General features: G+C 38.3%; 22 protein-coding genes. 15 read left to right on the forward strand and 7 right to left on the reverse strand.

Annotation, left to right across the window (positions count from 1 at the left end; genetic code table 11):
- Nucleotides 1-84 precede the first annotated feature (84 nt).
- The 10 genes from puuE to AC2SLP_RS04850 all read left to right on the forward strand — a co-directional run bounded on the left by puuE (nt 85) and on the right by AC2SLP_RS04850 (nt 11,168).
- Complete coding sequence (puuE, locus tag AC2SLP_RS04805; RefSeq protein WP_486535499.1) at nt 85-1,104, forward strand: allantoinase PuuE; 1,020 nt, start codon at nt 85-87, stop codon at nt 1,102-1,104.
- A gap of 68 nt (nt 1,105-1,172) precedes the next feature.
- Nucleotides 1,173-2,264, forward strand: coding sequence for an allantoicase (gene alc, locus AC2SLP_RS04810; protein WP_486535500.1), 1,092 nt, complete (start codon nt 1,173-1,175; stop codon nt 2,262-2,264).
- A gap of 89 nt (nt 2,265-2,353) precedes the next feature.
- On the forward strand, nt 2,354-2,872 hold the full coding sequence (locus AC2SLP_RS04815) for an ureidoglycolate lyase (RefSeq protein WP_486535501.1): 519 nt from the start codon (nt 2,354-2,356) through the stop codon (nt 2,870-2,872).
- A gap of 170 nt (nt 2,873-3,042) precedes the next feature.
- Nucleotides 3,043-3,363: a Trp family transcriptional regulator gene (locus tag AC2SLP_RS04820; protein ID WP_486535502.1), complete on the forward strand. Its 321-nt coding sequence runs from the start codon at nt 3,043-3,045 to the stop codon at nt 3,361-3,363.
- Nucleotides 3,364-3,533: 170 nt separating this feature from the next.
- Nucleotides 3,534-4,955, forward strand: coding sequence for an anthranilate synthase component I family protein (locus tag AC2SLP_RS04825; protein ID WP_486535503.1), 1,422 nt, complete (start codon nt 3,534-3,536; stop codon nt 4,953-4,955).
- 135 nt (nt 4,956-5,090) lie between these two features.
- Complete coding sequence (locus AC2SLP_RS04830) at nt 5,091-5,819, forward strand: anthranilate synthase component II (RefSeq protein WP_486535504.1); 729 nt, start codon at nt 5,091-5,093, stop codon at nt 5,817-5,819.
- 75 nt (nt 5,820-5,894) lie between these two features.
- On the forward strand, nt 5,895-6,659 hold the full coding sequence (locus tag AC2SLP_RS04835) for a hypothetical protein (RefSeq protein WP_486535505.1): 765 nt from the start codon (nt 5,895-5,897) through the stop codon (nt 6,657-6,659).
- A 421-nt stretch (nt 6,660-7,080) separates the two neighbouring features.
- Nucleotides 7,081-9,399 (forward strand): circularly permuted type 2 ATP-grasp protein, encoded by a 2,319-nt coding sequence (locus AC2SLP_RS04840; RefSeq protein ID WP_486535506.1) that lies wholly within the window; start codon nt 7,081-7,083, stop codon nt 9,397-9,399.
- Between the two features lie 3 nt (nt 9,400-9,402).
- Nucleotides 9,403-10,188, forward strand: coding sequence for a transglutaminase family protein (locus AC2SLP_RS04845; RefSeq protein ID WP_486535507.1), 786 nt, complete (start codon nt 9,403-9,405; stop codon nt 10,186-10,188).
- Nucleotides 10,189-10,421: 233 nt separating this feature from the next.
- Nucleotides 10,422-11,168, forward strand: coding sequence for a proteasome-type protease (locus AC2SLP_RS04850; protein WP_486535508.1), 747 nt, complete (start codon nt 10,422-10,424; stop codon nt 11,166-11,168).
- 193 nt (nt 11,169-11,361) lie between these two features.
- On the opposite strand, the gene AC2SLP_RS04855 is transcribed toward AC2SLP_RS04850, so the two are convergent.
- From AC2SLP_RS04855 to AC2SLP_RS04865, 3 genes are read right to left on the reverse strand one after another with little or no spacing between them, the layout of a single operon-like run.
- The gene (locus AC2SLP_RS04855; protein WP_486535509.1) at nt 11,362-12,105 is read right to left on the reverse strand and encodes an amino acid ABC transporter ATP-binding protein; all 744 of its coding nucleotides are present in this window, start codon (nt 12,103-12,105) and stop codon (nt 11,362-11,364) included.
- Between the two features lie 42 nt (nt 12,106-12,147).
- Nucleotides 12,148-12,885 carry an amino acid ABC transporter permease gene (locus AC2SLP_RS04860; RefSeq protein WP_486535510.1) on the reverse strand — a complete coding sequence of 246 codons (738 nt, stop codon included), beginning with the start codon at nt 12,883-12,885 and terminating at the stop codon, nt 12,148-12,150.
- Nucleotides 12,882-13,715 (reverse strand): amino acid ABC transporter substrate-binding protein, encoded by an 834-nt coding sequence (locus AC2SLP_RS04865; protein WP_486535511.1) that lies wholly within the window; start codon nt 13,713-13,715, stop codon nt 12,882-12,884. Before AC2SLP_RS04865 ends, AC2SLP_RS04860 begins: the two co-directional genes overlap by 4 nt.
- Nucleotides 13,716-14,115: 400 nt before the next feature.
- Between AC2SLP_RS04865 and AC2SLP_RS04870 the strand changes: the two genes are divergently transcribed.
- Nucleotides 14,116-15,627: an L-serine ammonia-lyase gene (locus tag AC2SLP_RS04870; RefSeq protein WP_486535512.1), complete on the forward strand. Its 1,512-nt coding sequence runs from the start codon at nt 14,116-14,118 to the stop codon at nt 15,625-15,627.
- Between the two features lie 135 nt (nt 15,628-15,762).
- Here AC2SLP_RS04870 and csdA read toward each other — a convergent pair whose 3' ends face one another.
- Together csdA and yghU are read right to left on the reverse strand one after the other, a co-directional pair.
- A complete protein-coding gene (gene csdA, locus AC2SLP_RS04875; protein WP_486535541.1) occupies nt 15,763-17,235 on the reverse strand; it encodes a DEAD/DEAH box helicase CsdA in 1,473 nt (490 codons plus the stop codon).
- 569 nt (nt 17,236-17,804) lie between these two features.
- Nucleotides 17,805-18,677, reverse strand: a complete 873-nt coding sequence (gene yghU, locus AC2SLP_RS04880; protein WP_486535513.1) for a glutathione-dependent disulfide-bond oxidoreductase — start codon at nt 18,675-18,677, stop codon at nt 17,805-17,807.
- Between the two features lie 174 nt (nt 18,678-18,851).
- Here yghU and AC2SLP_RS04885 point away from each other — a divergent pair, with 174 nt between their 5' ends.
- The 4 genes from AC2SLP_RS04885 to AC2SLP_RS04900 all read left to right on the forward strand — a co-directional run bounded on the left by AC2SLP_RS04885 (nt 18,852) and on the right by AC2SLP_RS04900 (nt 22,707).
- Nucleotides 18,852-19,502, forward strand: a complete 651-nt coding sequence (locus AC2SLP_RS04885; protein ID WP_486535514.1) for a Crp/Fnr family transcriptional regulator — start codon at nt 18,852-18,854, stop codon at nt 19,500-19,502.
- A 108-nt stretch (nt 19,503-19,610) separates the two neighbouring features.
- On the forward strand, nt 19,611-20,045 hold the full coding sequence (locus AC2SLP_RS04890) for an MAPEG family protein (protein ID WP_486535515.1): 435 nt from the start codon (nt 19,611-19,613) through the stop codon (nt 20,043-20,045).
- A gap of 174 nt (nt 20,046-20,219) precedes the next feature.
- On the forward strand, nt 20,220-21,113 hold the full coding sequence (locus AC2SLP_RS04895) for an alpha/beta fold hydrolase (protein WP_486535516.1): 894 nt from the start codon (nt 20,220-20,222) through the stop codon (nt 21,111-21,113).
- A 166-nt stretch (nt 21,114-21,279) separates the two neighbouring features.
- Nucleotides 21,280-22,707 carry a DHA2 family efflux MFS transporter permease subunit gene (locus AC2SLP_RS04900; RefSeq protein WP_486535517.1) on the forward strand — a complete coding sequence of 476 codons (1,428 nt, stop codon included), beginning with the start codon at nt 21,280-21,282 and terminating at the stop codon, nt 22,705-22,707.
- A 42-nt stretch (nt 22,708-22,749) separates the two neighbouring features.
- On the opposite strand, the gene AC2SLP_RS04905 is transcribed toward AC2SLP_RS04900, so the two are convergent.
- Together AC2SLP_RS04905 and arsH are read right to left on the reverse strand one after the other, a co-directional pair.
- Entirely contained in the window at nt 22,750-23,205 is a 456-nt protein-coding gene (locus AC2SLP_RS04905) for an MgtC/SapB family protein (protein WP_486535518.1), read from the reverse strand.
- Nucleotides 23,206-23,559: 354 nt separating this feature from the next.
- A complete protein-coding gene (arsH, locus tag AC2SLP_RS04910; protein WP_486535519.1) occupies nt 23,560-24,327 on the reverse strand; it encodes an arsenical resistance protein ArsH in 768 nt (255 codons plus the stop codon).
- Nucleotides 24,328-24,399 lie beyond the last annotated feature (72 nt).

Raw genomic sequence — 24,399 nt, forward strand, 5'->3', positions numbered from 1 at the left:
AATAAAGCGGTCGATACACTCTATTTTTTATAAAATTGAGTGTTCAGCAGACCCTAATAATACGAATAAAAAACGAGGTGAAAGATGTCTAAGCAAACATTTAAACATGTCACATCAGATTTTGATATGGATAGCTACCCCAGAGATTTAAAAGGTTATGGTAGTAACCCGCCAGATCCCAAATGGCCAGGTGGTGCAAAGATTGCAGTGCAATTTGTATTAAACATCGAAGAAGGTGCTGAAAATAGTGTTATTCATGGTGATGCCCAATCTGAAAAATTCTTATCGGATATTTTAGGGACACCTGCATTTGATAACCGCCACCAATCGATCGAATCAGCTTTCGAATATGGTAGCCGTGTTGGTGTATGGCGTGTGCTTGATACGTTTAAAGAGTTTAACTTTCCTATCACAACTTTTGTCTGCGCGGCTGCGGCCGAAAAAACACCTCATATTATCGATAGAGTTCTAGATGATGGTCACGAAGTGGCAAGTCACGGACTACGCTGGATAACATATCAAAATATGTACCGCGAAACTGAACGTGAACACATTCGTAAAGCCACCGAAATTTTAAAAAAAATGCTAGGGTATCAGCCTTCAGGCTGGTATACCGGTCGTGATAGTCCAAATACGCGTGAATTAGTAGTTGAACAAGGCGGTTATACTTACGACTGCGACTCCTATGCCGACGAATTACCTTATTGGGTGAATGTTAAAACCGAACAAAATAAAGGCGATGTGATTGAAACGGTTAGAAAACCGCATTTGGTTATTCCTTATTCATTAGAAACCAACGATATGCGTTTTGCTTCAAGTCCTGGATATACCAATGCTGAGCCTTTCTATCAATATTTAAAAGATAGCTTCGATACACTTTACGCTGAAGGTGAAATAAATGATGGCGCACAAGTGCCCAAAATGCTGTCGATAGGCCTACACTGTCGTATGATTGGCCGTGCCGGTCGAATCGTTGCGCTTAAAAAGTTCTTAAAATATATCAGTGAAAAGCCAGATGTTTGGGTATGTCGCCGCGATGATATAGCTAAACACTGGTATGAGAACCACCCTGTAACTGAAGATAATATTTCAGACTGGCTTTAAGTTTTAGCTTGAATGTTTACGTCCCTTAATTAATTACCAAAGTAATTTTAAATTTTGTTGAGAGAACTATGTCCCAAAATACGATTGAACCTGGAAAAATTATACTTCCAGATAACCTACCAGATGTACTGCCTGATTTTGTCAAAAGAACCAACGTAGCAGATAGCCGTTTGGGTGCCAAAGTATTGTTTGCTACTGATGATTTTTTTGCCCCTAAGGATCGCTTGATTAAGCCTGAGCCACCCGTTTTTATCGTGAGCAAGTTTGATGATAATGGTAAATGGATGGACGGCTGGGAGACTCGGCGCAAGCGCGGATTGGGTCATGACTACTGCGTGATTCAATTGGCTCGTCCTACGCGAATAATCGGTATAGATATTGACACCAGTCACTTCACTGGAAACTTCCCACCGTCGGCAAGTATCGATGCGATCTATGCACCTGAACTGATGGAAAAAGACGAGGATTCAATTAACTCGCTTACTAAAGACGATTGGGACGATATGTCATGGCGATACTTTATCGGTATGACACCACTAGAAGGTAACTCGCATGAGTTTATCAAACTTGATAAACCGAATGCGACAGACATCGTCACCCATTTACGTTTAAATATCTATCCTGATGGTGGTATTGCCCGTCTTAGAGTGTATGGCTATGTCAGTATCGAAGGAAATGAAACCGAGAATGAAACTGTCGATTTGGTTGCAGCTCGCAACGGCGGCCGTGCCATTGCCTGTAATGATGCTCACTTTGGTGCAGTTGAAAACCTATTACTACCAAATAAAGCACCGAACATGGGCGAAGGCTGGGAAACCAGACGCAGACGTGAACCTGGTAATGACTGGTGTATTATAGCCTTAGGCGGTGCTGGTATCCCTGAATCTATTGAAATTGACACCAATCATTTTAAGGGCAACTATCCAGATAAGGTATCTGTACAAGCTGCTTATGCGCCTACTATGACAGAATCAACTTTGATTACTCAAAGTATGTTTTGGGAGACCCTGTTAGAGCCGCAAAAGACCTCTGCACATAACGTACATACATTTGAAGACTTATGTATGGATAAGCCGATTACTCACATAAGAGTCAACATATTTCCAGATGGTGGTATTAGTCGAGTTCGCTTATATGGTAAGTTTTTAGATCACTTATAAAAAAAAATTTTCCAAAACTATGATTAATGTGTGTTGAGCAGTGAATGAGCTTGCGCTGCACACGTTAAGTAATAACTTATGAGATATTTATGACTACCCTTTTAAAAGCAAAACCGTTAACTAAATCAGCATTCGAACGTTTCGGTACTGTTATTGAACCTTATGACGATTCACAAAAGACGGCTGATAATTGCTTTGAGATTAATAATGGTTATGCCATGCGTCATCATGCTATAGCGACAGCAGGACTAGATGGCGGACAAGTAGGTATGAGTATTTTTTATGCCAAACCACGCTCGCACCCCATTACCCTATCAGTAATGGAGTATCACCCACTTGGTACTCAGGCATTTTTTTCTATGGAAGGTCAAGACTATATAGTAGTGGTGGCTCCAAAAGGTAAAGCGCCTGAGTCTTTAGAAGATTTAAGTGTATTTTATGCCAAATCTAATCAAGGTATCCAATATAACGCTGGCGTGTGGCACCATCCTCTATTAGCACTTAACAAGCCTTCTTCATTTTTGGTGGTTGATAGGATCAATGGTGAAGGTAATAACTGTGTAGAATTAAATATAAGTGATTGGAATGCCATTATAGATTTCGACTAAATTTATATTGCATATTTATTCATCCTATATTTAGATAGCGATTTAGAAAGCCAATAATTATAAAATTATTGGCTTTCTATTGTAATTACCGTACTGCTGTACTAGAATGCTGAAACATAAATATTAACTTATAAAATACACTATCATTTTTTGATTCAGTAGACAATTTTATGCCAAACAACACACTCGCTTTTGATAGCTTATTAAAGCATTTAGCTAATTCATCTGATACCTCTCAGATAGATAAGTTATTATCAGCACTATTGACCGATAAAGAAAAGCAAGACTTAACCAATCGTATTAGAATCTTTGATCTTTTAGAACAAGGCATTCCTCAACGAGATATATCACGGCAATTAGGCGTAGGTATAGCTACCGTATCAAGAGGAGCAAAAGCATTGAATAACATTGATAACTCATCTATTGAAAACTTGCTCGCCACTCATCGTAATAAACATAGCAACAATATTAAGAACAGGCATCTTAAATAGAGTTTTTTAGATATCAAAATTTAATATTTGCTTTATTTTTAAAACATAACTATCAAAACATTCATATGTTCAAACTTTTCAAACCACCCTTTTAAACCGTTCTTTTAAATCAATCTTTTAAACCAATCTTTTAAACCAATCTTTTAAACAATCAGAGCTGGAAGTAAATTATGCCAAACCCGAACACTACCAATCAGCCCAAACCAATTGATATACCGAGCAAGCCTATTCGAATAAAACTTACGCAAGATATAGACTTTTTTGAATTATTTAAACGTATAGAAGCACAGTTCGATACTTGTTATTTACTTGAATCCCTCGGTGAAGAGAGTCATATGTCGCGGCATCACGCCATTGGGTTCTCCCCTATTATGACGATCTCTGCACCAAATCGTAAAACCCTTCGTATCAAAAATAACGTAGAGAATCGTACTGAAGATTTTGATACAAATAATCCTTACCAATTACTACGCAATATAACGCCTCAACATGTTATCGCTCGCGACCAAACAGGCGGATTAGTAGGTTATCTTGGTTACGATAGCGTTAACTTTTTTGAACCCAGTCTTGATGCTCAGTCTAGTGAACATTTTGAAGCATTCAAATTTGGTGTGTATTTAGATGGCCTCACTTTAGATAAAATGACGGGTGAGATTTTTTACTTTTATTATCCCGCGCATCAACAACAAAATCGTATCGAATTAATCAAACAATTGCTTGACAGCCCAATACCTACTTACATATCGCCTCAAGTGGAGTTTTTGGGGGATGGCATGAGCCGCTCAGAACATGCTAAAGCAGTGATGCAGGTTAAACAAGATATTATAGCGGGTCGTATATTTCAGTGCGAAGTAGGTTTTAAATCAACATACAAAATCGTTGGAGAGCATATTCCTATCTATGAAAAACTGCGCCAAGTTAACCCCTCTCCGCATATGTATTATATGAAATTTGGGGAACAGCGAATTATAGGGGCGTCACCAGAATTGTTGTTTAGATTGCGCCAAGGAGAGATGGAAACTTTTCCATTGGCAGGAACCGCTAAGCGAGGCAAAGATGAGGTGGAAGATCGTCAATTGGCCCGTGCACTGTTAAATGATGACAAAGAGATTGCTGAGCATAATATGCTGGTTGATTTGCACCGTAATGATATTGGCCGTGTCGCAAGATTTGGCACAGTCAAGGTGCGTAACTTAATGGATATAAAAAGATATTCTCATGTACAGCATATCTCGTCAGAAATCGTTGGCGTATTACATCCTGACGAAGATATGTTTACTGCTCTTGCGAGCAACTTCCCGGCGGGCACGTTGTCTGGCGCCCCAAAAATTGAAGCGATAAAAATTATTAATGAGCTTGAACCTGATGGTCGCGGTGCATATGGCGGTGCATTAGGTTCATTTAACTTCAATGGTGATTGTATTTTTGCCATACCAATTCGTAGCTTATTTATAGAAGGCGAATTCGCCTATGCACAAACTTGCGGCGGCAATGTATATGATTCTAATCCTGAAGATGAGTATTTAGAAATTCAGCGCAAGCTGTCTGCAATGAAAGTGGTCTTAGATAGCTTTTCAAATACGCATGAATAGATTTAAATTAATAATAATCAAAAATCACGATTTAAACTTATAAATAGATTTAGGTTAGATTCGATCTGCACGGTTGTCTCTATTACTTAATGATTGGCAATCAGCATTTAGTTAGTGAAAACTTTAGGAAACTTTATGAACGTATTAATAATTGATAACTTCGATTCATTCACTTTTAATTTATATCAGTATGTCGGTGAGATATTAAAAACCTCACTAAACAACTCAGAATCAGATTCAGCCTCAGAATCAGAATCAGACTCAGACCCTTTATTGCATAAGAATACAAAAGGTACAAAAAATCAACCTACTCATGGCGTGACGGTTAAACGCAATAATGAAATAAGTATAGAAGATATAAAATCAGAAAACTACGATCGCATCATAATATCACCCGGCCCTGGCTCACCTGATGATCCCGCTTATTTTGGCGTTTGTGCAGATGTGATTAAAGAGCTTGGTCCAACAACGCCCTTGTTAGGGGTATGTCTAGGTATGCAAGGCATCGCGCATGTGTTTGGCGGAGATGTAGTTAAGGCTGGCGTGCCTATGCATGGCAAGACCTCTCCAATTCGTCACGATAATAAAGGTGTCTACCACGGATTACCGCAAGATATTGAGATCATGCGATATCATTCGCTTATGGTCAGAGGAGATACATTGCCTGATTGTTTAGAAGTCACGTCGGTGGTATCAAATGAAGCATTTTATGAGCTTCAGCTCAATGACTGCGTAAAAAATGGTGAAGAGATCATGGGACTACGGCATAAAGACTACCCTATTCAAGGAGTGCAATTTCATCCAGAATCATTTGCAACTGAGGGTGCCAAACAACTTTTATATAATTTTTTAATCCAGCGCTAGATATTTATAGGCTATATTAAAGATGCTTATTAAAGGTTAACTCTTAATTGAATCAGTCCTACATGGAGAACGAATATGATGAATACAGACGCCATAACTATGAGTATGCTTAAGCATCTATGTACTGTATTTGCGATGACTATAGGATTGTTCGTTTATAGTACGTCTTGTAATGCGCTAGCACCTATTGAAAATAACTTCTGGTTTAAAATTGAGGTGGAAGGTCAACGCTTAAACTTATATAAGGGCTGCGATGATGGAGACATATCGTGCAAAGATATGTTGCTCGAATCACCTGATTTAATGAATTTAATTAATCTAAAAGGTTATGATTATAAAAAGCCCAGTACTATTAAATATTATCCTACCACCACACTACATAGCACTTGCAAAGATGGCGTGACCCCATGTGCGTTTCATGGCTATAGCTTTGAAGGTCATGGTGTAAAGGGATTAATGACACATGACGATATAACCATAACTTTTGATTCCATTCATTCATTTAATAATGAACAAATCACTTTACCACTTGTAAACGTAAATAGCTCCGATATAAATTACCAACCTCTAAATAATAGACATAGTTTTATAGATACTTTGTATAACTATTCAGATGAATGGATTAATTCTGGATATAAAGCCATCTTGTATGAAGTTAAGAACATTTACGGTTCTGATGCGGCAAAAGAATTCCAAGACGATCAAATCAATTGGATTATCGAACGTTCACGCAAGTGCGGCGCCAACCAGCAGCATCTTCCGCGCACACAACAGGAAAAAGCGTGTTTTTACCAAGAGACTAAAAAAAGAGATAGTGCTTACTTTCTATGGATTGATTAATAAGTATCGACATATTAAATTTTAAGAGCTCTAATTAAATATTACTTAAATTATGGATTAAATAGTAGTTACATCGCAATTAGGTTTAACCTATTTGACAATCGGATTCTCAATGTTAGTTTCTCTTCCTCTTTAATTACTTCCATTCTATAAAACAGTGTTATATATTGGATTTAGAACACATGAATGAATCTAATAGTTTAAACATAACAATGTCATAATATTATCGATAAAACCTTGGTACTGATTTTGCAGTAGTTAATCAGTATCGTAGTTTTAAATGCGGTTTAAGCAAATATAGACTTTTGAATATTATAAATTTTTAATATATGTGTATAAATTTGAACGTTGGGACGATTTAATAATTGTAAAGCTTATAGTTAAGAATATATTTTACATCTACTTAAAAGGAATTAAACCTATGTCGGGAGAAAGCAAAATAAGTGGTTTAAATAATTCTGGAAGTGATGCCCCATCTCTTAAATTCGATTCTCAACCTAATGAATCATTAAATATAACAAATCAGGCATTTAATGAGCTCCAAGAGAATGACGGTAGTTATCGAGCCGTCGCCGAAAAATTAGGTCATTGGTTAAGCAACACCAATCTAGATGCATTGAATCAATTAAACGATCAAGCGGCTGATGTATTTTATCGTAAAGGGGTCACTTTTACCGTTTACAGCGATGCCAAAAACATCGAGCGCATGATACCTTTTGACATTATTCCACGTGTTATTCCCTATAGCGAATGGCAAACTGTTGAAGCAGGTTGTAAACAGCGCATTACGGCATTAAATAAATTCCTTGATGACATATACCATGAACAAAATATTCTAAAAGAAGGTATCGTTCCCTCAAACTATGTATATGCAAGCGGCTGCTATGAACCATGGATGATGAATATTAACCTCGCCAAACCAGTGTATTCGCATATAAGTGGTATAGACTTGATACGAGATGAAGAGGGTACATTTTGTGTATTAGAAGACAATCTACGTACCCCATCAGGCGTTTCATATATGCTTGAGAGTCGTAATATATCCAAAATGCTATTACCAGATGTCTATAATGACATGTCTATTTTAGATATTGAAGATTATCCCCAGCGTTTAAAAGCTTGTCTTTCAAGCTCATCAATTAAATATGATCCTCAGATAGTTATATTAACCCCAGGTCGTTTTAATAGTGCTTACTATGAACATGCTTTTCTAGCCCAAGCAATGCATGTGCCTTTGGTACATGGATACGATTTATTGGTGGAAGATGGCAAAGTATACATGCAAGGTATACGCGGTAAAGTTCAGGTCGATATTATTTATCGGCGTATTGATGACCCTTTCATAGACCCTTTAGGCTTTAAATCTGACTCAATCTTAGGAGTTTCTGGTTTAATGAGTGCCTATCGTGCGGGTAATGTCGTGATAGTAAATGCACCCGGAACTGGTGTTGCAGATGATAAAAGTATATATCCGTTCGTGCCTGATATGATTGAATATTATCTTGGCGAAAAACCTATCCTACCCAACGTAAAAACCTACCAATGCCGCAAACCTGAAGAACTAGACTATGTTCTAAATAACTTAGAGAGTCTAGTCGTTAAAGAGACTCAAGGCTCAGGTGGTTATGGTATGTTAATCGGTCCAAGTGCTACCCAAAAAGAAATAGAAGCCTATCGCTTGCGATTGATGGATAACCCTGCGGGGTTTATCGCTCAGCCTACCATATCGTTGTCAACCAATCCCACAACCGTTAATGATGGTATTGCTATAAGACATATTGATTTGCGTCCATTTGTATTAAGTCATGGTGATGGTAGCGTTGACATTGTACCTGGTGGATTAACACGAGTTGCTATGAATGAAGGCTCACTAGTGGTTAACTCTTCGCAAGGCGGTGGTATTAAGGATACTTGGGTAGTTGACGATACTAATAAAGATACCGATCCCTATAACAATAGCTTTAGAGATGCCAATCAGCAAACTATGCAGGGCACCTTAAATTCAATTGTTGCGCGTCATAACTATTATGCCGACAAGTCTCATCCCGTAGAAGTTGGTTATGAAAATCTTGATGCAGCGCCAATGATACTACTGTTATCAACGGCCAATTATTTGGTATGGTTAGGTAGATTTAGTGAGCGTCTTCATTACTATGATAGCCTAATGAATAAGGTATTAAAGGAGGAATATGACATAAGCGAACTCAATCATATTGTTCATTCGTTAGGTATTGGCATCGATTATATGGATGATAATTGTGATACTGATAATATTAAAATAAAACCCATTGTATTATCCATATTACAAGACTTAGAAACAAACAAAATACCTAGTGTTATCGAATCTATCGAAACCAATGTTCAAGAAGCTAAAGGTGTACTTGGTAAAGATACTGCCGAGCTTTATAACTTAATCAAGCGTTTATCGAGTGCAGGTACATATCGCGCAGCGACGCTTCAACTTGAAGCGTGTAACGCTGCGATGATGCAAGAGCACTTTAAGGTTAAAACCTTTTGGCAACTTGGACGACAGTTTGAAGTATTAGAGCGTGCTATTTTATTAAATGAAAACGCTGAGCAATCAAGTTTAGAATTCAAGAAATGGGTTAATGAGTTGCCTGAGAATACAAGATGGCGCGAGCTGATTCGACTTACTAACCAACTTATAAAATCTCAATCTTATGATGACTATGTATTATTGAGTCAGGAGTTTAATACCATATTGCAACAAGGAGTGTAATTCATGAAACTACAAATCAGTCATCAAACTAATTATTTTTATGATGAACTCGCTCAGCGTAGTGTTCAATACATTAGAATGACTCCAATGCGAATTTCTCATCAAAAAGTACATAACTGGCAGGTAATGTTACCTAAACTTGCTACGACTCAAGAGGATGGCTTTGGCAATATTTGGCTAACCCTGAGTCGTAACGAAGCACACAATAACTTACAGATGCAAGCTTCTGGTGTGGTAGAGATTGATTTAGAAACTGAACGTCTTGAAGATACGGGTAATGTACCCTATCAGTTATTTACGGTACAAAGCCCATTAACAGTGTGCTCAGAACAAATGCGTGAATTTGCAAATTCTTATCTAGAAGAAGTATCTGTCGATAATCTCAAAAAATTCTCAAAGGCACTACTTGATTATATGCCCTATACCAAATATGTGACGCATGTAGGAACAACGGCAGCCGAAAGTTTTGAGATAAAAGCAGGAGTGTGTCAAGACCATACCCATGTGTTTTTAGCTTGCCTTCGAGATAAATTAATACCCGCGCGCTATGTGTCGGGCTATCTGTATGACGATACCGATAATCATATGGCAAGTCATGCTTGGGCTGAAGCATACTTAGACGGATATTGGTACACATTTGATATCTCAAATCAGCTATATAAACCCAGCTCTCATGTGTATGTAGCTATCGGACGAGACTACCTTGATGCTGCGCCAGTGCGTGGCGTACGCATGGGTGGTGGTTACGAAAATCTTTATAGCCAAGTCGTAGTTAATCGTTTGGATTAATCGCTTATAATTGAGGTTGTATGTGGTAGTTTTTAAGTCATTTCATTTTTAATAATTCTTATACAAATTAACAAATGTTAGGTGGTATCATGCGCTACTTTTTATCAGAATAATTTATCGTTTAATACTATTCAATCTATTATAGATTTAGGTAGCTATTAATGAATAGAGTATTTTGACTTACCTCATAACCCCTTTTCAATTTTAAATATTGATTTAACTTAGGAACTTTAATGACCTATTGTGCAGCCTTAAGACTCAAAGATGGCATGGTATTCGCCAGCGATACACGCACCAATGCTGGCGTCGATCATATTTCGTCCTTTCGTAAACTTTATACCTTTGGTATCGATGGTGAACGCAGTATCGTTATTCAAACTGCGGGCAGCTTAGCGACCTCTCAAGCGGTATTTAAAAGATTGCAAAATGCTATCGATCAGCGCTCAGAAACCAATTTATTAACTGCCTTAACGATGTTCGATGCGGCCGAAATAGTTGGTGAACTGGTACGCGATGTAATCACTAAGGCGCAAAACGTCGCCAATGATTCTGTTAGTGGCACCTTTGCCAGTACGTTTATGCTGGGTGGTCAAATTAAAGGACAAGAAGCCGAACTGTATATGATATACCCCGAAGGTAATTGTATTCGGGCGTCTAAAGATACGCCGTTTTTTCAGCTGGGTGAAAGTAAATATGGTAAACCGATACTGGACAGATCGGTTAATTACGATATTGAATTAGAGCATGCTGCCCAAGCCATGATGTTATCTTTTGATTCAACTATACGCTCTAATTTGTCGGTAGGTATGCCGATTGATATGGTTATTTATCATAACGATAGTTTGAAACTGCCGACCATACGCCGTATTAGTGAAGATGATGAGTATTATTGCGACCTAAGCAAACGATGGTCTGATGCCTTATTAAATACTTTATTATCACTGCCGGACTACCCAGAGGGCTATTGGGATCAAAATTAATAAGATGATAAATATTTATTAGACCAAACTTTTATATATATAAGAGCTTTTTTACGACAAATCTTATTGTTATATTTATCTTAACAAATCCGTTCAAACCATAATGCATAAACTTCATAATCATGAGTGTTACCAAATCTTGAAGTAAAAAGTTTAGCGTGTTTAACTAATATGAGTTATTTTCAGAAAAAGTTTAATTATTAATACGCTGTAAAAAGGCTCTGGTTCTTGGATGTTCCGACTCTGCAAAAAGCTGCTGTGGAGGCCCTACTTCAACCACATAGCCATCTTCCATAAGCATGACGATATCTGCCACATCACGCGCGAAAGTTATCTCATGCGTGACCACAACCATTGTCCATCCTTCAGATGCCAATTGCTGCATAGTCTTTAATACTTCTTGAACCAATTCTGGATCTAAGGCAGAGGTTGGCTCATCGAATAGTAATAAATCAGGCTCTATGGCAAGCGCACGCGCTATACCCACACGCTGCTGCTGCCCGCCTGACAGTTGAAACGGATATAATTCTACTTTATCTGATAATCCTACCTTGTCCAATAGTTTTAACGCTTTCTCACGGCTTTCAGTTTTGTTCATACCTTGGGCCACAACTGGACCTAGCATTAAGTTTTCAAGTGCAGTTTTATGAGGGAATAAGTTATAAGACTGAAATACCATGCCTGATTTCTTTTTAAGGTCACGCATACGCTGCTTTGAGACTTTTTCAGCAAAGTCAACTATTAAGCTGCCATCTGTGAATTCTATAATACCTTTTTCAGGCACTTCCAAACCATTTAAACAGCGTAGGAAGGTGGTTTTACCAGATCCTGATGGACCCAATATAACAACAACACTCCCCTTTTCTACTTCAAGATCAATACCTTTAAGAACTTCATTATCTCCAAAGGCTTTATGAATATTGGATATTTTAATCATTCTTGTATCCTGATAACGCAATCCTAGTTATGGTTTATTTGGCTATTTAGCAATATAGCGATCAAGTCTTTTTTCTAATCTTCCTTGCAGCGAGCTTAAAGCCAAACAAATGACCCAATAAATAACAGCAGCTTCGGTATAAACCAGCATAAATTCATAATTTCGCGCTGTGATAATTTGGGCTTGCTTAAATAGCTCCGTTACCAAAATTAATGAGGCGAGAGAAGTGTCTTTGACCAATGAAATAAACGTATTCGATAAAGGCGGTACTGAGACTCTCAGCGCTTGTGGCAATATTACATGACGAAATGTTTGAAGGTAGCTTAAACCAACCGTTGAACCTGCTTCCCATTGTCCTTTAGGAATAGATAGAATTGACGCACGAACAGTTTCAGAAGCATAAGCACCGATGTTTAAAGAAAATGCAATAATTGCCGCTGGAAATGGTTCGAATTTGACCCCAATACTTGGTAAACCATAAAATATGATGAATAACTGAACCAACATCGGTGTACCACGGATAGCCGATACATACGCGCGCGCTATATAATAAGCGATTTTGTGCCACAGAGCATTGCGAGGTACGATGCGAATGAGCGCTACAACAAGCGCTATTCCCATTCCAATCATAAAAGACGCTATCGCTAGCGGAATCGAATAGTATATAGCGCCTTTTAACATTGGCCAGAATGAATCTATAACAATCTGAGCCCGATTGGGTGTCATGAATGGCAAGACTGCCAGAAGATTCTTTAATGCTTCTATAACAGATGCGATCATCTCTTACTTATATCCTCACCGAAGAATTGTTTGCCAAGCTCGGTTAATGTACCATCTTCATGAAGCTCTTTCATCGCCGCATCAACTTTGGCAAGTGCTTTATCATTACCTTTCAACATCACGATACCAGAGCCCGTCTTTTCTTCAGCAGGTGCGACAAGCTTTACTTCTAAGTCGCTATCTGGAAATTTGTTAAGGTAATCAAGAATGGCTAAATGATCATTTAAGGTCACATCGGCACGGCCTTGTTTCACCAACTCAATTGCTTGCGCCATGCCATCTACAGGTACAACTTCTGCTTCATATTTTTCAGCCATTTCACCATAATTACTACTTAATGATTGAGCAGATTTTAACCCTTTTAACGACTCCCAAGCGTTATATCGACTGTCTGACTTAGGTGCCAATACCGCTGCACCAGACCAATTATAAGGTTCGGCGATATCATATTTGGCTTGACGCTCAGGTGTAGTGAGCGCAACTTGGTTGGCTACCATATCAAAACGCCCAGCGTCCAATCCAGCTAACATCGCATCCCATTGGGTTTCTTTAAAATCAACAGTGACTCCAAGTTTGTCTGCTAAGGCGCGTGTCACTTCAACGTCGTACCCTGTAAGTTTGTTGTCTTCATCATGATAAGTATAAGGTGGGTATGTACCCTCAGTGCCAACATTGATCGTACCCCCATTGTTTATACGACTTAGAAGATCTGATCCTGTAGCTGACTCATCTGCTGAATCACTATCAGTTGTGGCCGATTGATTACAAGCAGCTACTAATATAGCAGTGGCAGCAACGACTGAAAAATTTTTAAAAGTCTTAAAGCGCATAAGTATTCCTTATATATCTAAATAATAAAATTTTTAGCTTTATATCATAAAGATAATTATCTTCCAAAATCTAGATTACCAAAACAATATTCAAGATAGAAATGTTTAATAGAAGCTATGCTTTAAATAGCAATGTTTAATAAAAGCTACATTTTAAATAGCTATGTGCTATTGAATAGTTCTTGAATGTAACTAATCTACCTATTCTAGGTCACTACGTTTAATATGTCACTCCTGCGACTAATAATCACATCAATATCAATACATATGACATCACATAAAAATGTCTATATGAAGAAAGTTTCAGTTACCTACTATATAAAAAATAGTTATTAACTGTATAAACATATCATTATAATAAGTCTTTAGTTTTTTGAATACTTTCAAGGTTTTAGATTTAATGATTAGTTTGTTTGATATGTTTAAAATAGGTATTGGACCTTCAAGCTCTCATACTATGGGGCCGATGGTTGCTGCTGGCATGTTTATAGATGCTGTTCAATCGGATTATAATTTGTCTGAGGTTAGCCGTGTTCAAATTGACTTATATGGATCATTAGCGTCGACAGGTGCAGGTCATGCTACAGATACCGCTTGTATATTAGGGCTGATTGGGTTTAAAGCCAATAGTATTGATACCAATAAAGTAAACGAGTATTTAGCTGCTCCTCTAAACAAACAGACCCTCAATTTCGCTGGACTGCATGATATCTTTTTTGATTACGATACTGATATCGTATGGCACCCGCAAACAAGCTTGCCGCATCATCCTAATGGACTGCGTTTTTCGGCTTATAATTCTGATAAGCTCATAGCTTCCAAAATTTATTATTCAATCGGTGGTGGATTCGTTGCTACCGAATACGAATATAATGGATCCAACGAATTTGACGACAGGGTAACGAGTACCGACAAAGTACCCAACCCAATTAGCAAAAAAAGTGGCCACGAAGCAGACAGTGTTGCAATCACAGACGATAGTAATGCTCCCTACCCATTTAACAATGCCTCTGAGTTACTTACCTTATGTGAGAGTCATGGGTTAAACATAAGCGACATAATGATGGCGAATGAATTAACTTTACGAGATGAATCTACAATTAACCAATATTTAGATGATGTATGGGAAGTTATGCAAACTTGCGTTAAAAATGGGTGCAGTAGCGAAGGCATTTTACCCGGGGGATTAAACGTTAAACGTAGAGCAAAAATGTTGTACACGCAACTACTTGATGAGCTGCAAAACCCGACCAATAACACAGATAAATTAATGGCTATGGATTGGGTAGATTTGTTTGCTTTGGCCGTGAATGAAGAAAACGCAAATGGTGGACGAGTTGTCACCGCACCGACTAATGGCGCCGCTGGCATTATTCCAGCAGTATTGCATTATTATAGAGACTTCTTGAACCACTATACTATAAAAGGGGTGCGTGAGTTTCTGCTCACAGCTGCTGCAATCGGAACCATCATTAAACAAAATGCGTCGATATCTGGGGCTGAAGTCGGCTGTCAAGGCGAAGTCGGTTCTGCTTGTGCAATGGCCGCAGCTGGTTTGGCTCACGTTATAGGATTAACCCCTGCACAATGTGCTAATGCAGCCGAGATAGGTATAGAACACAATTTGGGTTTAACTTGTGACCCGATAGGCGGGCTGGTTCAAATACCTTGTATCGAACGTAATGCAATGGGCGCAGTCAAAGCTATAAATGCAGCACGATTAGCCAGTCGCGGCGATGGGCAACATCATGTATCTCTTGATAAAGCCATAGCAACGATGAAAGCCACTGGCGCCGATATGATGGATAAGTATAAAGAAACTGCAAAAGGAGGATTGGCCATTCACGCTCTAGATTCAAAAGATGGACGCATCGATGTCGTAGAAGTTGGTGTGGGTTATCCACAGTGTTAGGTTGTTAATAAATCAATTGGTTAGTAGTTAGATACTAAATATAGCATTTGTAGTAATTTATAATCTATACAAAAAAAGACCAACTCAATAAAGTTGGTCTTTTAGATTATTCGCTAATTAATATAAACTAAAGTACTAGCCATTATTAGAACGGCGAGCGGGACGACCTTCGCCTGAACGAGACGATCCGCCTCGGCGTTGACCCGCTGGTTTAGCTGCTGCAGCTCCTGGCTTACCATTACCACCAAAGCGACGACCACTAGGCTTACCACTTGGACGGCCAGCGCCTGCACCACCAGAATTATTATTAGACTTACCACGATAGCCACCACCACCGTTTCCGCCTCGGCGATTGTTTGCACCAGAATCACCACGGCGATTGCCGCCACGGCCACGTTTCGGAGCTGTACCAACTTTTAAATCTTTGGTATTTTTCTTAGGCTCCATACCTTCGATCTCTTCAACAGACATGGTACGTTTTAAATAACGATTGATGGCGTCAAGTTGTGGACGGTCATCAATGCTACATATGTTTATTGCGATACCTGTACGACCAGCACGACCACTACGACCAATACGATGCACGTAGTCTTCTGTTTGGCGTGGAAGATCGTAGTTAAATACATGAGTTATACCACTCACATCAATACCACGCGCAGCCACATCAGTCGCTACCAATATAGTGATTTTACCCGCTTTCACGTCATTTATTATACGAGTACGTTTTGACTGAGGTAGATCACCGTGTAAGAAACTGGCTTTATGACCTTGCTCTTTAAGACTCTTAGCTAACGTCTCACAGCTACGTTTAGTCGCCGCAAATACGATGGCTTGATTAACGTCTTTTTGGGTCAATAACTTATCTAATAGACGGTTTTTATGATTAAAATCATCTGCGTAGTACACTGATTCATCAATGTGTTTGGTTTCCGCTTTAATTGATACGTTTTCAGGGTTATTGGTGAAGCTTGCTGCAATTTTGCCAACAGGACCATCCCAAGTGGCTGAACACATAATGGTTTGACGGCTATTAGGTGCAGCTTTCATAACTTTTTCAATATCGTCAGCAAAGCCCATATCTAACATGCGATCAGCTTCATCAAGAATCAATAGCTCAAGTTGAGATAAGTCGATACGACCCGAATTCATGTGATCAATGAAACGACCAGGGGTGGCAATAATAACTTGTACACCTTTATTTAGTGCGCGAATTTGACCACCGTAAGGTGCACCGCCCACTAAAGGAACACTGAATATATTGCGAGTTTTTGAACTATATTGACGTACGCTATCACTAACTTGGTTTGCAAGCTCACGTGTAGGTGTCAAGATTACGGTATGCACTACTTTATTAGTCGCTTTATCACGAATAATTTTATCTAGCATTGGTAGTACAAATGCTGCCGTTTTACCACTACCCGTTTGTGCAGACAATAGTAAGTCACGGCCTTTAAGTGCTGGCGGGATAGATTGTGCTTGAATAGGTGTAGGATGCTCATAGCCGCTTGCATTAAGCGCTTCTAATAGTTCAGGCGCTAAATCAAGGTCACTGAATGAAACTTTATCTTCAGTTGCTACGTTGGTGTTAGGATGGGTTTTATCGTTCAAATCTTGAGTAGTTACGACACCGTCAATTTCGTTTGCGGCATTATTTAGTACATTTTCTAGCTTAGACATATATGTGTATCCAATAAATTACTGCCACTACTTATTCGGCCGATGCTGAAGGCCAGTAGTTTACAGTTAAAGTTTTTAGGTACAACACAGATAAGCGTTTGAAAATATGTACATCCAATGTACATATCAATAACGTATTTTGATGGTTGTTACCGTGAATCGTTAGCAATGATAACTTTAATATTTAAACAAATATCAAGAAGTTATAGTAAAGGCTAACGGCAAAATCATCGGCAACAATTATAAAAGGTGTCTTCTCCAGACGACAATTGCGGGCGATGTTATCAATCAGCAGGCGCGCATTATAGCACAACTATATGATTTAGGGGGATTATTTAAAATTTATTCAAATAATCCCCCTATTTAGATTTTATACCTATAAAAGATTTAATTCTTATTAAATAACTTTTATGATTATCCAACCGTTTAGTATAGAAAATTTTAATAAGAGTTTTAGAATGCTATACAACTAATAGCATTCTAGAGTCTTAACATAGAATTTAATGTGAACTGATAGGTTGAAGCTCAAGCTCTACAGCACGTTTGACAGCTGAACGTTCAGCTATTTGCTTTGCCCATCTCTGTAGATTGGAATAACTAGAGGCGTTTAGGAATTCTGCACTGTTATTATATAACTCATCTAGTACCAGTCTGCCATACCAAGGCCATATCAACATATCCGCGATAGTATAATTTTGTTCGCCATTACCTATCATATACTCGGAATTTGCCAAATGTTTATCAAGTACATCTAATTGTCTTTTGGTTTCCATAGTGAATCTATCTATTGGGTACTGCATTGGATAAGGTGCATAATTATAAAAATGACCAAAGCCGCCGCCTACATAGGGCGCACTACCCATTTGCCACATTATCCAACTCAAGCACGAGGCACGTAATTGTGGTTCAGCCGACATTGACGGTATAAAGCACTCAAACTTCTCTGCTAAATACATCAAAATTGCGCCCGATTCGAACACCTTAACTGGTGAGTTTTCAACGCTATAAACAACCAATGCTGGAATTTTAGAGTTTGGGTTGATGTCAACAAAGTCTGAACCAAACTGATCGCCGTCCATAATATTTATTTGATAGGCATCATATTTTGCTTCTTCAATGCCCAATTCAGCCAGTTCTTCTAGCAGAATATTGACTTTAATTCCATTAGGGGTGTTTAGCGAATAAAGCTGTAACGGCTTATCTTTAATATTCCCTATAGGTAACGTTTGTTGATGCCTTGCCCCCGCAGTAGGTTTATTAGTATTGGCAAACTTGCCACCATTTTGAACCGGTTGCCAAACCTTTGGCGGCGTATAGTCGGTGTTATTAGTAGTGGTTTGATTGGATGGCTTATCTGAAGAAGTATTATTCATATTTGGTCCTAATCATTCTGATTATTTATTAGTGCTACTATTATAGGATGATAGTCTATCAATACATTAAAAGCAGTACTGTAAATTAAATCAGTCGTTATGAATGATTAATAATAATAGTCAAACTAGAACTTAGATTATATTGATTAACTTTTAAGCAAGGGATTGAAATGAATGGATAACTATATAAAGGCGCTATTATCGCATTATTTACCTGATATTGATGAGCAAGATAGCACTAAACTCATTGAGTCAATCAATCAATTTACTACAATTCAACACACTAAGTTCGAAAAGAACCAACGTATATATAGCAAAGGTCAAACTGTAAAAAGTATGTTCTTACTTAAGACAGGTCTAGCGCGGGTTTATGACCATTCTGATAGTCAATCTAATAACCTTGAGGTTAATCTGCGGCTTTTATGTGATGATTCGTTAGTTCTACCTATCTATGTCGTTTCACAATACTGGCAACTCGGTAGAAGCACGCAACCCCTTATAATAGCCTCAGAAACTGCGGAAGCCGTTACAGATTGTAACGGCTATCTAATACCTTTCAAAGCTTTCGATCAATTAGGGGAATGGCAATATAGATTGAAACTGGAAATGACCATTCGTCATTATCGTTCAATGGAAGAACGTCTTAGAATGTTGCAATTACTAACGGCATATCAACGCTATGAGACCTTTTTGAATACTGCACCGACAAAGATCATTGAGCAAATGCCAAGCTTACATATTGCCTCTTATTTGGGTATAAAGCCTGAAACACTTAGTCGAATAAAACGTCAATATAAAGCAAGTGACCAAAACCATCGGGGCTAAATTATCTGATACCATGAACGCGACTTGATATATATCAATGCATTCACTAAAGGCACACCTTATAATCCCTAATACATAAAATAATAATTAATAAGGTAGTGACTAAACATGGCAAACTTTATACAACCAATAATTGGAATGGTGAGCGTTACAGCTGGTGTGTGGGGATATATGTACATCAAACGTTTAGACTACCTCAATAAACATAACTTAGACCCACAATCAATTAATACACCTGAAAAAGTAAATTCTGTATTACCCGACGCTATTAATTACCCATCGAATAATTTAAAAAATCTGTTTGAAATGCCTGTTTTATTTTATGTGCTATGTTTGGCGTCTGAGCTGTATCGTACTCAAGATTTACTATCCACTCATGATTGGATGATCAAGTTGGCTTGGGCTTTTGTCATCCTTAGAGGGTTGCATAGCGTAGTGCAATGTACCTACAACAAAATCATGCAGCGCTTCACGCTATATTTTTTATCTTGTATTATTTTATGGGTGATGGCGGTTAAAGTGGCTATGCTGGCTTGGTCTTAGTCTAATGAGAAATGATAATTTCTAAATCAAATCAGTAAGGTTCCTTAGTAAAGATAGCGTTTACATACAGTACTAAAGATAAAGACAAACCCAATTAAATAATTTGACCCTACATCTTTATTAACAAAGTTTTAATGCTATGATTAGTTAAAACAAGATTAAGGATAATCTATCGTGACAAGTTTTCAATTTGAAACCACAAATGGCACCTACCCCGTTAATGTAAATATTAGCGAACCGTCTACAGATTTCATTGATGATTCTAGTTCTAAAAATAACAACGCTAAAAAAAACAGTGCTGACCATAGCACTGACAACCAAGCACCACAAACAACCCTCATTATGCTTAATGCGCTGGGTGTAACCATAAAAAAGTATGACAAGCTTATTAAAGGTTTGACTAAAAAAGGGTTTACCGTTATCTATGCCGATTATCCAAATTGTGGTGAAAATAAGCCACATATAAAACGAGGCATTGATTACGGCTACGATGAACTTGTGAATTATTTTGTTCATCAGTTAGTGGAAAAAGCCAAGGCGCATACGCCAAATAACGATATTGTTCTAGTGGGCCATAGCTTAGGCGGACATCTTGGTACTATTTATTCAGCCATCCACAATGTACCGATTATAGGCATCGCCTGTGGTAGTACCCATTACAAAAGCTGGCGGGGTCGTGGACGTATTAGAATACTGTCGGCGGTTGCCGTTATTCAAGCTTTGATAAGACTTTACGAGTTTCTGCCAGGTAATAAGATAGGTTTGGGAGAACGAGAAGCCAAAACAATGATGCACAACTGGTGCAGAATCTCTCTTACAAACAAATTTGATTTTATAACGAATAAAATGGACAGTGCAAAAGGCCTTGGTTTATATATCAATATACTTGGCGATGACTTTGCGCCATTGAAAGCAACCCAAAAACTTGCCGATCTTTGTGCCACTTCTAAGATTGTTAGAGTAAAGCTTGATGACAATCTTAAAGGCAATCCGCATGGCATTTGGGTTAAAAGACCAGACAAAGTGATAGAGGCTATTTGCGATAATTTAAACTCAATAAATAATTAGACCACTTAATCACCAGCACTTAATAACCAACACTAAATACCAATCAAAAGTTCAAATTTACTAACATTAACACTAAATAGTACCCATAGACTTAATGATAATATAAGCCCGAAGTTATTAACCCTTGACTAAAACAAAAGAAAAGAGCTAAATCTTAGGCTTTATTATGTCTGCTAATCTAACAACAGAACGCTCTACAACTAAAGAGACTAACCCTAACTTCACCCTTACACCTGCACAAGCTAAGTTTCTGCCGTATGTACTAGCGGTCGCCCTGTTTATGCAAATTCTGGATGCAACTATCCTTAATACCGCATTACCTGAAATGGCTAAGGCATTGGGCGAATCTCCCTTAAAGATGCAATGGTCGGTGATTAGCTATGCGCTGACCTTGGCAATATTTATACCGATAAGTGGCTTCTTAGCAGACAAATATGGTACCCGCAAAGTATTTTTGGGTGCTATTGTTATATTTAGTATTGGCTCAATACTATGTGCCCTGTCCCCTACTTTAGATATATTAGTAGCTTCAAGAGTCGTGCAAGGTATTGGCGGCGCTATGATGACGCCTGTTGCCCGCTTAATTTTAGTTAAGTCATTTCCGCGTAATCGCTTATTAACAGTTATGAATTTTGCGGTTATCCCAGCGCTGATTGCACCTTTGCTTGGGCCTTTGGTAGGTGGGTATATTGTAGAGTATGCAAGTTGGCAATGGATATTTCTTATTAATATTCCAATGGGGTTACTTGGCCTTGTTATCGGTTATAAATTAATACCTGACATTAGAGAAGAAGCCGGCAAGCTTGATTGGTTAGGTTTCGTACTATTTGCGGTTGCTGCTGCTATTTTGACACTAGCGGTTGAATTTTTATCGCAACCCGGTAAGGCTGTAGAGGGTTTAATGATGTTTGGCATCGCTCTACTTCTACTATTTATATATGTAAGACATGCTCGCAAAGCTCCAAACCCTCTATTCCCTTTATCTTTATTTAATATAAGAACATTTAGAATAGGCATCACTGGAAATCTGTTTACGCGTTTAGGCATCAGCGCCGTTCCATACCTATTACCCCTGTTATTCCAAGTTGCTTTCAAATATACGCCTTCACAAGCTGGGTGGCTGCTTACCCCTATTGCTATTGGCGCTATGGGAATCAAGCCTTGGGTGAGTAAAATCATTCAGCGCTTTACCTATCGGAAGGTATTGGTAGCTAATACGATCATTTTGGGGCTGTTAATTATTATGCTGGCTCAGCTTAATGAATCTGTACCTTGGTATTTTATTGCGCCACTTTTAGTTATTATGGGTGGGTGCAACTCTATGCAGTTTAGTGCCATGAATACCATAACCATAGGTGATTTAGACGGACCACAAACCAGTAGCGGAAATAGCCTGATGGCCGTAAACCAGCAATTAGCCATTAGTTTTGGTATTGCCTTTGGCGCGGCGGTATTAACCGTATTTAGTGATCGATTAAACTTTGATGTCATTCAAGCTTTTAATGCGACTTATTATGTGCTTGGTATATTGACGGTAATATCAGGATTGTCTTTCTTAAGACTAAAACCTGAGGATGGTCGCGGGCTATATTAGGTACATATATGCTTATATTTATTCGATGTATAATCAAATAAATTAAAGCTTATTGTCTTTATCGATTGTGATACGAACTTTTGGTTTCAAAGGATCTGAGAAATGTAAAATTAAAAATCCCACTAGGGATAAAATGATGGCGATTTCATAGCGCTGATAAGCTACTGTAATGCCAATGGCCGCTGTATTCCATAAACTTGCAGCAGTCGCTGTACCACGCGGCCCATCCTCGCTTTTGAAAATAGCACCCCCACCGATAAAGCCCATACCTGAGATTACCGCATACATAATTCGAGCTTCAGCATCTGCTTGATACACCTCCAAAGCCACTAACATAAATGCACATGATGCAATTGTAACTAAAGGAAATGTGCGTAGCCCTGCTCCACTGTCTTTCATTTCACGGTTTAGCGCGATAGGTAGCGATAGCACAAATGCGATGCCCAATTGAATTAAATGAAACTGTAATAATTCAAGATTAATATTAAATCCAGTCATTAAACTACCTCCCTACCTCAAACTCTATGAGTTATCCTTGTCAAAACTAAAGCATAAATTTTAATATTATTTTTATACAGCTTATCATCATATCGGTACTATCAAGTACATGCAGTTATTCAATACAAATGGTTAAGTGAAATCATGATATACGTTGGAATAAACTGACACTTGTGGCATATTTTGAGTGTAAAGAGTTTATTTATCTATAAAACTATTTTATGTCATTTATACAATCATTGTCGCAAATTTTGTACTGGTTTAAATAGTTACGATATGTTCGTTTCTAGATTTATAGTTTAATAATTTAACCTTATTCTATTTTATTTGCTTAGGCTATTTATTCTTTTATTCTTAATGACTTTGATTCACTCGATTGATCAACGCCTCTGCTGATTCGACACGTTCTGAATAGCGATCTACAAGATATTCAGCGTGGTCTCTTGTTAGTAAAGTAAAGCGCATTAACTCTTCAAGCACATCCACCACCCGTAGATAATATCCTGATTGCTTCATACGTTTAGTTGTATTGCCCTCACCGTCTATCACATCTTCGAATTCAAGGAAGGCTTTGGGTACTGAGGACTGATTCGGGATGGTTAACATACGCATCCACCGCCCTAAGATACGCAGCTGATTGACCGTATTAAAAGACTGCGACCCACCATTGACTTGCATGACAGCTAACGTCTTACCTTGAGTGGGCCGAACCGCGCCCAATGATAGAGGTATCCAATCAATTTGAGTTTTCATAATTCCTGTCATCGCACCGTGGCGCTCTGGTGAACACCACACCATGCCATCATTCCACTGTACTAATTCTCTAAGTTCAGCAACCTTAGGGTGACTCGCATCTTCACTGTCGGCTAACGGCAGACCTTGTGGATCGAATATTCGAACCTCGGCGCCCATAGCTTTGAGTATCCGTGCACATTCTTCAATCAGAAGCCTACTGTATGAGACCTCACGTAACGAGCCATATAAAAGTAAAAACTTGGGAGAATGTGTTGAAAGTTGCGTTTTAAAATCACGGCTATTCGGTATCTTGAAATGATGACCTTCGATATTTGGTAAATCGACAAGGTTGTTATCAATATCAATTTTATTTTGAGATTTTGTCATATTTTTATCAGTTACAATTAATTGTAGTAAAGTTTAATATTACTCATGATATTTAAAATACATTGAGAGTTT

The organism is Psychrobacter sp. CX21 (assembly GCF_057396255.1).

Bases quoted from the DNA above. Each gene is read 5' to 3' on its own strand.
- AC2SLP_RS04870 (WP_486535512.1), top strand. From the start codon at position 14,116: ATGATTAGTTTGTTTGATATGTTTAAAATAGGTATTGGACCTTCAAGC.
- AC2SLP_RS04890 (WP_486535515.1), top strand. From the start codon at position 19,611: ATGGCAAACTTTATACAACCAATAATTGGAATGGTGAGCGTTACAGCT.
- AC2SLP_RS04900 (WP_486535517.1), top strand. From the start codon at position 21,280: ATGTCTGCTAATCTAACAACAGAACGCTCTACAACTAAAGAGACTAAC.
- puuE (WP_486535499.1), top strand. From the start codon at position 85: ATGTCTAAGCAAACATTTAAACATGTCACATCAGATTTTGATATGGAT.
- AC2SLP_RS04855 (WP_486535509.1), bottom strand. From the start codon at position 12,105: ATGATTAAAATATCCAATATTCATAAAGCCTTTGGAGATAATGAAGTT.
- AC2SLP_RS04815 (WP_486535501.1), top strand. From the start codon at position 2,354: ATGACTACCCTTTTAAAAGCAAAACCGTTAACTAAATCAGCATTCGAA.
- alc (WP_486535500.1), top strand. From the start codon at position 1,173: ATGTCCCAAAATACGATTGAACCTGGAAAAATTATACTTCCAGATAAC.
- AC2SLP_RS04835 (WP_486535505.1), top strand. From the start codon at position 5,895: ATGATGAATACAGACGCCATAACTATGAGTATGCTTAAGCATCTATGT.
- AC2SLP_RS04830 (WP_486535504.1), top strand. From the start codon at position 5,091: ATGAACGTATTAATAATTGATAACTTCGATTCATTCACTTTTAATTTA.
- AC2SLP_RS04845 (WP_486535507.1), top strand. From the start codon at position 9,403: ATGAAACTACAAATCAGTCATCAAACTAATTATTTTTATGATGAACTC.
- AC2SLP_RS04850 (WP_486535508.1), top strand. From the start codon at position 10,422: ATGACCTATTGTGCAGCCTTAAGACTCAAAGATGGCATGGTATTCGCC.
- AC2SLP_RS04885 (WP_486535514.1), top strand. From the start codon at position 18,852: ATGGATAACTATATAAAGGCGCTATTATCGCATTATTTACCTGATATT.
- AC2SLP_RS04905 (WP_486535518.1), bottom strand. From the start codon at position 23,205: ATGACTGGATTTAATATTAATCTTGAATTATTACAGTTTCATTTAATT.
- AC2SLP_RS04840 (WP_486535506.1), top strand. From the start codon at position 7,081: ATGTCGGGAGAAAGCAAAATAAGTGGTTTAAATAATTCTGGAAGTGAT.
- AC2SLP_RS04860 (WP_486535510.1), bottom strand. From the start codon at position 12,885: ATGATCGCATCTGTTATAGAAGCATTAAAGAATCTTCTGGCAGTCTTG.
- AC2SLP_RS04825 (WP_486535503.1), top strand. From the start codon at position 3,534: ATGCCAAACCCGAACACTACCAATCAGCCCAAACCAATTGATATACCG.
- yghU (WP_486535513.1), bottom strand. From the start codon at position 18,677: ATGAATAATACTTCTTCAGATAAGCCATCCAATCAAACCACTACTAAT.
- arsH (WP_486535519.1), bottom strand. From the start codon at position 24,327: ATGACAAAATCTCAAAATAAAATTGATATTGATAACAACCTTGTCGAT.
- AC2SLP_RS04820 (WP_486535502.1), top strand. From the start codon at position 3,043: ATGCCAAACAACACACTCGCTTTTGATAGCTTATTAAAGCATTTAGCT.
- AC2SLP_RS04865 (WP_486535511.1), bottom strand. From the start codon at position 13,715: ATGCGCTTTAAGACTTTTAAAAATTTTTCAGTCGTTGCTGCCACTGCT.